Here is an 8,325-nt window from a genome sequence, read left to right on the forward strand (position 1 = left end):
ATGATGCACTGGTGTTTTCGGGTTCGTTCAAATTGAAGACGGCAGCCGAGGATTTTTCGGTCTTTCCACCCTTCGAAATCCGGTCGGGCGCCGAGCAGCGCGTCCCCTTCCTCTTCAATTCGCCGCATAGCGGCCGCTACTATCCCGAACGGTTCCTGGCCATGGCAAGGCTGGACCGCAACGCCATCCGCCGGTCGGAAGACTGTTACGTCGATGAGCTGTTCGGCGGTGCCGTGGCGCTCGGCGCGCCGCTGCTGGCGGCGAATTTTCCGAGGGCCTATCTCGACGTCAATCGCGAGCCGTGGGAGCTCGATCCTCGCATGTTCGCCGAGCCAGTGCCGTCCTTCTGCAACATCCGCTCGGCGCGGGTGGCGGGTGGGCTTGGCACGGTGCCGAAGCTGGTCGGCGAGGGGCTCGACATCTATTCCGGCCGCCTGCCGCTGTCGGAAGCCGTTGCCCGGATCGAAACCGTCTACAAGCCCTATCACGAGACGCTGAAGCGGCTTTTGACCCGGACCCATGCGCGGTTCGGTTTTGCCGTGCTGATCGACTGTCATTCGATGCCGGCGAGCATCCGTGTCGGCGACAGCGGGCTGCGGCCCGACTTCATCATCGGCGACCGTTTCGGCATCTCGGCAACCGCCGCCCTGACCGAGACCGCGATCGGCCTGCTCAGCGCCATGGGCTATTCGGTTGCCCACAACAAACCCTATGCCGGCGGCTTCATCACCGAGCATTACGGCCGCCCGGCGCGCCATCTGCATGCGCTGCAGATCGAGGTCAATCGCGGGCTCTACATGAACGAACGGACATTCGAGAAGGCCGCCGGCTTCGATGCGCTGGCCGACGATCTGACGCGGTTCTCAGCCGACCTGATGTCGATGCCCGACCATCATTTCATCGACCTGCCGCTGGCCGCGGAGTGAAATCGCGGCGTAAAAAAAGACCGCATCGTTTGCACGATACGGTCGAAGTCTAGGGAGGAAACGCCCAAGGAGGGCATGGACAGGAAACCCTGTCCGAGGTCAAGGGTATTGTGCGTTGCACAAATGTCAAGCGACCTTCAGGCTTTTTTAATTCACTCTGATGTGGAAATTGCGTTTCGACGACGCTTATGTGACATCCGGGCAACAGATGCCGTCGCGGAGAAGTCGTCGAACACACTTGTTTTGGTACGAAATTGGCGGCAGAGCACGGCTCGGACATGCTGCAGTGCGGGAGAATCAGTTGGACATCAGTGTCGATTTCATGCGCCGCATCGCGCAGGTGGCGGCGGCGGAGACCTTGCCGCGCTTTCGTGCCCAAGGCGCGGTCGCCAACAAGGAACAGGGCAGTTTCGATCCGGTCACCGAGGCCGATCGCGAGGCCGAGCGCGCTATCCGGGCGTTGATCTCTGCCGAGTATCCCGACCATGGCATTCTTGGCGAGGAGCATGGCAGCGAGAACATTTCGAGCCGGCATGTCTGGGTGATCGACCCGATCGACGGCACGCGCGCCTTTATTTCCGGCCTGCCGGTGTGGGGCACGCTGGTCGGGCTGACGGTCGACGGTGACGCCGTTGCCGGCATGATGGCGCAACCCTTCACCGGCGAGCTGTTCTACGCCAACGCCTCAGGTTCGCACTATGAGGGGCCGGGCGGGCCGCGAAAACTGACGACCCGCAAGACGACGAAGTTGGACCAGGCGACGCTGTTCACCACCACGCCGGCGCTATTCAAAGGCGAAGCGCGCAACCGTTACGATGCATTCGAAAGACAGATCCAACTCGCCCGCTATGGCGCCGATTGCTATGCCTTCGCCATGATCGCTTCGGGAAGCGTCGATATCGTCGCCGATCCCGGTTTGAAGCCATACGACATCGTGGCGCTGATCCCGATCATCGAGAAGGCAGGCGGTGTGGTCACCACATTCGATGGCGGGCCTGCGGAAAAGGGCGGCGATGTCCTGGCGGCTGCAACGCCGGAACTCCACGCAGCTGCCATGGCTGCCTTGCGCGGCTGACCAGCGACCGGCGGCCGTCAGGCCGTGGGGTCGTCGCTGCCGGGAATGAAGGCGTCGAAGGCGGCGAGCAATTGCTCGCGGTAGATGTCGGCTTCCTGCAGGATTTCGTGGCGGGAGCCGTCGATCATCAGCAATGAACCGAGCCGCAGACGCCTGGCGTAGGCTTCGACAGCCCTGGTCGAGACGACCTGGTCGGCGCCGGCGGCGATGATCAGCAGCGGGACCTGGATCCGGGCCATGAAGTCGGGGTCGTTGACGGCTTCCGAAGCTTTCGCGGCTGCCCGCAGCCAACGGATCGTCGGCCCGCCAAGCGCCAGTTGCGGGTATTCTTCATAGATCCGTGTGTTGCGCCGATAGCGTTCCGGGTCCGATGTCAGCTTGTTGGTCTCGAAAGGGGCCGTTACCCTCGGCCGCGGACCCCAGGCGGCATAGAGCCGGCCGAGGCCGAGAGCGCAGAACAGGGAACAGACGCGGCGAACCGTCGAGATCGAGACCGGCAGGTCGGGCAGCGTCAGGAAGGGCGCGATCAGCACCATGCGCCGGACGCGGTTCACCATCGACGGCGCGGCCAGCAGGGTGATCAATGCGCCTGCCGAATGGGCCAGGATGTAGTAGGGTCCGCGGCAATCGGGCAGCACGATCTCCTCGAAGAACTGTTCGAGGTCGGCGGTGTAGTCGCGGAAGCTGCTGACGTAGCCGCGCTGGCGATCGCGGATCAGCCGGTCTGAATCGCCCTGGCCTCGCCAGTCGAGCGTGGCGACGCCAAAGCCACGATCGGCAAGGTTGCGGATGGTTTCGAAATATTTCTCGATGCACTCGTTGCGGCCGGTGAGCAGGACCACGGTGCCCTTCATCGGGCGAGCGACCGCGCCGAACAGGCCGTAGCGGATATTCTTGCGGTCACGCGTGGTGAAGAAGCCGCCGGCGGCGTTTTCCGGCCGCGGATTGCCCTCGATTTCGTGAAAAAGGGAGTTTTCGGTGAAAAGATCCGTCATTCGGCGCTTCGTGCTCGGCGTCTCGCATGCCCGCCTGCGCTGGCCGGCTCCGCTAAGGTGATAGACGCCCATGCGCCAAAAGCCAAGGAATTCCCGGTGACTGACTGGGCTGCAACAGGGAAGGCCGGAAGCCGCTTGAAAGCGTGCTTCCGGCCTCTGTCGATCCGGGAGGAAGGGACGTTACACCCGGTCGGCCTCGTTGCGGTGCCTGTTGTGCAATCGGCGCCGCCAGTCCTTGATCCTGGAATGGACTTTAGCGCCGGCTGCCTGAACGCGCGCCGAAGTGCCGGTTCATCTGCCGTTCATCAAGGGCCCGGCCGCCGTGGCTTTTGCCGCCAGGTGAAATCTTGAAATGCTTTCCAGCGCTCCCCAAATGTCTCGTGCGGTCGCCAATGTCGGGGCCGCTGGCCCACCCGAAACGCCGCTCAAGGGTTTCGCACCGGCCATACGCAAACCATGTTGCTCAACAGGAGAACACCTCATGCGTCACGTTGATTTTTCCCCGCTTTATCGCTCGACCGTCGGCTTCGATCGTCTGTTCACGATGCTCGATTCGCTTGCGCAGCCGGATGGCGCGCAGACCTACCCGCCCTACAACATCGAGCGCACCGGTGAGGATTCCTACCGGATCTCGATGGCGGTTGCCGGCTTCTCTGACGAGGAAATCTCGATCGAAGCCCATCGCAACGTGCTGACCGTGAAGGGTGAGCGCAAGGACGAGGGCACCGGCGAAGGCTCTGAACTGCTCTATCGCGGCATTGCCTCGAGAGCCTTCGAACGCCGCTTCCAGCTTGCCGACCACGTCGAAGTTGTCGGTGCTTCGCTGAAGAACGGCCTGCTGTTCGTCGACCTCAAGCGCAACATCCCCGAGGAGCTGAAGCCGCGCAAGATCGCGATTACGGCATCTTCGGCCAAGGCCAAGCAGATCGAGGCCAAGACCGCTGCCTAAAGTACAAGTCTCCTCCCGAGACGGAAGCGGCGCCGAAAGGCGCCGCTTTTTTGTTATCGGGGATTTCGGTATCAGGCGATCAGCTGGCCAAAACGGTCGACCTCATCGGCCGTCGTCGCGAAGCTGGTGACGAAGCGATACAGCAACTCGTCCTCGCTGATGTGGCCGTCAAAGCCGTGCGGCTTGTGCCAATCATAGAACGCCGCACCCGCTGCCTGCAGCTTTTCAGCTTCGGCTTTCTTGATCACTGCGAAAACCTCGTTTGCCTGCGGCAGCCATGCCAGCTTTGCCGTGGCCGAATCCTCGATCGCAGCGGCAAGGCGTGCGGCCATGGCGTTGGCGTGGCGGGCGGTGTCCAGCCACAATCCGTCTTTGAAATAGGCCTCGAACTGCGCCGCGACGAAGCGCGATTTCGAAAACAGCTGGGCGGCGCGCTTGCGCAGGAACGCCAATTCCCTGGCACGATCAAGATCGAACAGCACGATCGCTTCGGCGCACCAGCAGCCATTCTTGGTGCCGCCGAAGGACAGGATGTCGACGCCGCGTTTCCAGGTCATTTCGGCTGGCGACGTGTCGAGCGCGACCAGCGCATTGGCAAAGCGGGCGCCGTCCATGTGCAAGGGCACCGAATATCGTTTGGCGATCGCCGCGATCGTCTCGATCTCATCCAGGCCGTAGATAGTGCCGACCTCGGTCGACTGGGTGATCGAAACGGCCATCGGCCGTCCCCAATGGACGATTTCCGGTGCGAAACGGCCGATGGTCCTTTCCAGATTGTGCGGATCGATCTTGCCCAGCGCGCCATCGATCTCATGCAGGCGTGAGCCGCCGGAAAAATACACCGGCGCGCCGCATTCGTCCTCGATGACATGCGATTCGCGATGAGCAAAGGAAATGCCGCCCGGCTTGTTGTAAGCGGTCAGCGCCAGCGAGTTGGCGGCCGTGCCGGTGGCGACGAAGAACACCGCGACCTCGCGTTCGAAAATCTCGCTGAAGCGCTGGTAGACTGCCTGGTCGAGCGCTCCGTCGCCGTAGGCGGTCGAAAAGCCGCCGGCATTGGCCGACAGGCCGGCGGCAATGTTGGGGTGGGCGCCTGCCCAATTGTCGGAAGCGAAGAACATGCATCTGCCTATGTCTTGGGAGAACGGGGGGTTGGGGAAATCAGATTGAAGTTGACCGGTTTCGCGTGCTGATCGCAAGGGCCAGGCGCCGGAAAAACAGTAAAGCCAGCCAACGGGCAAAGCCCAGGCCGACGACTGAAGCTTACGTTTTTCCTCAGCTTCACGACATTTTCTGTCGCGAATGCCCCAAGTTTTTTGCAAATCGGTCTTGTGTGGGTCCGGGATTTCTGCCATAAAAATTTAGGACAGTAGTGCTGTCTTATTTTGTCGCACAAAACGAGCTGGATTGGCGTATCATTTGGGCCTCTCCGGCTGTTGCCGCGAGCGACAGGTGGACAGCCAGACTCTGGCCTGTACGATTACCAGATGCGATCCATGCGGAAAGCCGCCTGGTTCGACAGGATTTCGCAAGACGTGCCACAAGGATCAGGGTGAGCCAAGCGCTTGCCGAGGCAAACCAGCGCCTGAATGGCTGGGAAGGAGGACAGGAGATGACGGACATGACGCACTCTGCGACGAACGGCCAGGCCGCGCAGACGAAAGCGGCAACCGTCAAAACCACCTTGCGATCCAATATTGGCCGAAGCGCCAACGGATTTTCCGCCCAGGGCCTCTACGATCCACGCAACGAGCATGACGCCTGCGGCGTCGGTTTCATCGTCAACATGAAGGGCGTGAAGTCGCATCAGATCGTCGAGGACGGGCTTGCTGTGCTCGAAAACCTGACGCATCGCGGCGCCGTCGGCGCCGATCCGCTGGTCGGCGATGGCGCCGGCGTGCTGGTGCAGCTTCCCGACCAGTTCTTCCGTGACGAGATGGCAGCCCAGGGCATCGAGCTGCCGCCGGCGGGCCAGTACGGCGTCGGACACTGGTTCATGCCGCAGGACGCGGCCCTTCGCGCCCATATCGAGGACATCATTGCCGAATCGGCGCAATCCGAGGGACTTCCGCTCATCGGTTTCCGTGACGTGCCCGTCGACAATTCGTCGCTGTCGAAGGCGCCCGACATCGTGGCATCCGAGCCGTTCCATCGGCAGATCTTCATCGGCCGCACGCCAGACATTACCGATGACGAGGAATACGAGGCCAGGCTCTATCTGCTGCGCAAGGTCATCTCGGGCCGCATCTATGCCGAGAACGACAACAAGGACATCGGCGCCTATTGCGTGTCGCTGTCGGCGCGCACCATCGTCTACAAGGGCATGTTCCTGGCTTATCAGGTCGGGGCCTACTACAAGGACCTCAAGGACCCGCGCTTCGAAACCGCGCTGATCCTCGTCCACCAGCGCTTCTCGACCAACACGTTCCCGTCATGGAAGCTGGCGCATCCCTACCGCATGGTCGCCCACAATGGCGAGATCAACACCGTGCGCGGCAACAACAACTGGATGGCTGCGCGCCAGGCGTCGGTCGATTCCGAACTGTTCGGCAACAACATCTCGAAGCTGTGGCCGATCTCCTATGACGGCCAATCCGACACCGCCTGCTTCGACAATGCGCTCGAGTTCCTGTTCCAGGGCGGGTACAGGCTCAGCCATGCCATGATGATGCTGATCCCGGAAGCCTGGGCCGGCAACAAGCTCATGGATGCCGATCGCAAGGCCTTCTACGAATACCATGCGGCACTGATGGAGCCGTGGGACGGACCGGCGGCGGTGGTCTTCACCGATGGCCGCCAGATCGGCGCCACGCTCGACCGCAATGGCTTGCGCCCGGCGCGCTACATCGTCACCGACGATGACCGCGTCATCATGGCCTCGGAAGCCGGCGTGCTGCCGGTGCCGGAGGAGAAGATCGTCAAGAAGTGGCGGCTGCAGCCCGGCCGCATGCTTCTGATCGACCTGGAGAAGGGGCGCATCGTCTCCGACGAGGAGCTCAAGTCGGAGATCGCGACCAAGCATCCCTACAAGACCTGGCTCGCCAACACGCAGCTGATCCTCGAAGATCTGAAGCCGGTCGAACCGCGCGCGTTGCGCAAGGATGTCAGCCTGCTCGATCGCCAGCAGGCATTCGGCTACAGCCAGGAGGACACCAAGCTGTTGATGTCGCCGATGGCGACGACAGGCCAGGAAGCGGTGGGCTCGATGGGCACCGACACGCCGATCTCGGCGATGTCGGACAAGTCGAAGCTGCTCTACACCTATTTCAAGCAGAACTTCGCCCAGGTCACCAACCCGCCGATCGATCCGATCCGCGAGGAGCTGGTGATGAGCCTGGTGTCCTTCATCGGGCCGCGGCCCAACATCTTCGATCTTGTCGGCAATTCGCGCCGCAAGCGGCTCGAAGTTCGCCAGCCGATCCTGACCAATGGCGATCTCGAAAAGATCCGCTCCATCGGCCACACCGAGGACCGTTTCGACACCAAGACGATCGACATCACCTATGGCTCCGCCGAAGGCGCCGCGGGCATGCAGGGCGCCATCGATCGGTTGTGCGAGCGGGCGGAGGCGGCGGTTGCCGGCGGCTACAACATCATCATCCTGTCCGACCGCCAGGTCGGGCCCGACCGCATCGCCATCCCGGCGCTGCTGGCGACGGCGGCGGTCCATCATCACCTGATCCGCAAGGGGCTGCGCACCTCGGTCGGCCTCGTCGTCGAATCCGGCGAGCCGCGCGAAGTGCATCATTTCTGCTGCCTCGCCGGCTATGGCGCCGAGGCGATCAATCCCTACCTCGCCTTCGACACGCTGCTCGACATGCACAAGCGCGGCGAACTGCCGAAGGAAGTGGACGCCTACGAAGTCGTCTCGCGCTACATCAAGTCGATCGGCAAGGGCATCCTCAAGGTGATGTCCAAGATGGGCATCTCGACCTACCAGTCCTATTGCGGCGCGCAGATTTTCGACGCCATCGGCCTGAAGACCGATTTCGTGCAGCAATACTTCACCGGCACCGCGACGCTGATCGAAGGCGTCGGCCTGGACGAGATCGCGGCCGAGACGCTCAGCCGCCACAATGACGGTTTCGGCAACGACCCCGTGCTGCGCAACAGCCTCGAGGTCGGCGGCGAATACATGTTCCGCATGCGCGGCGAGGCGCATATCTGGTCGCCAGATGCTGTCGCCACCTTGCAGCACGCCGTGCGCCAGGGATCGTGGGAAACCTTCAAGGACTATTCCGCCCAGATCGACAGCGAGACGGCCCGCGCCCAGACCATTCGCGGCCTGTTCAAGCTCAAGCTGGCCGGGGAAACCGGCCGCAAGAAGGTGGCGCTCGACGACGTCATGCCGGCGGCCGACATCGTCAAGCGGTTCTCGAC

6 protein-coding genes are annotated in these 8,325 nt (G+C 62.4%); 4 read left to right on the top strand and 2 right to left on the bottom strand.

Annotated features, from left to right (window positions below):
* Positions 1–926 (top strand): N-formylglutamate amidohydrolase (locus EN925_RS12910; protein ID WP_245487221.1); only part of this gene is annotated, 926 nt, incomplete at its 5' end.
* A gap of 301 nt (positions 927–1,227) precedes the next feature.
* Positions 1,228–2,001 carry a histidinol-phosphatase gene (gene hisN, locus EN925_RS12915; protein ID WP_024502739.1) on the top strand — a complete coding sequence of 258 codons (774 nt, stop codon included), beginning with the start codon at positions 1,228–1,230 and terminating at the stop codon, positions 1,999–2,001.
* A 17-nt stretch (positions 2,002–2,018) separates the two neighbouring features.
* Here the strand turns inward: hisN and EN925_RS12920 are convergent, their stop codons facing one another.
* A complete protein-coding gene (locus EN925_RS12920) occupies positions 2,019–2,996 on the bottom strand; it encodes an alpha/beta hydrolase (RefSeq protein WP_127368815.1) in 978 nt (325 codons plus the stop codon).
* Between the two features lie 481 nt (positions 2,997–3,477).
* Between EN925_RS12920 and EN925_RS12925 the strand changes: the two genes are divergently transcribed.
* Entirely contained in the window at positions 3,478–3,945 is a 468-nt protein-coding gene (locus EN925_RS12925) for an Hsp20 family protein (RefSeq protein WP_013529716.1), read from the top strand.
* A 71-nt stretch (positions 3,946–4,016) separates the two neighbouring features.
* On the opposite strand, the gene EN925_RS12930 is transcribed toward EN925_RS12925, so the two are convergent.
* On the bottom strand, positions 4,017–5,066 hold the full coding sequence (locus EN925_RS12930; protein ID WP_013529717.1) for a low specificity L-threonine aldolase: 1,050 nt from the start codon (positions 5,064–5,066) through the stop codon (positions 4,017–4,019).
* A 491-nt stretch (positions 5,067–5,557) separates the two neighbouring features.
* Here EN925_RS12930 and EN925_RS12935 point away from each other — a divergent pair.
* On the top strand, positions 5,558–8,325 hold a 2,768-nt coding region (locus EN925_RS12935), incomplete at its 3' end, for a glutamate synthase central domain-containing protein (protein ID WP_281040644.1).

It is taken from the genome of Mesorhizobium sp. M7A.F.Ca.US.006.04.2.1 (assembly GCF_004022915.1).
GTDB lineage: Bacteria > Pseudomonadota > Alphaproteobacteria > Rhizobiales > Rhizobiaceae > Mesorhizobium > Mesorhizobium ciceri.

Coding starts and splice junctions, on each gene's coding strand:
- EN925_RS12920 (WP_127368815.1), bottom strand. CDS start 2,996: ATGACGGATCTTTTCACCGAAAACTCCCTTTTTCACGAAATCGAGGGC.
- EN925_RS12925 (WP_013529716.1), top strand. CDS start 3,478: ATGCGTCACGTTGATTTTTCCCCGCTTTATCGCTCGACCGTCGGCTTC.
- EN925_RS12930 (WP_013529717.1), bottom strand. CDS start 5,066: ATGTTCTTCGCTTCCGACAATTGGGCAGGCGCCCACCCCAACATTGCC.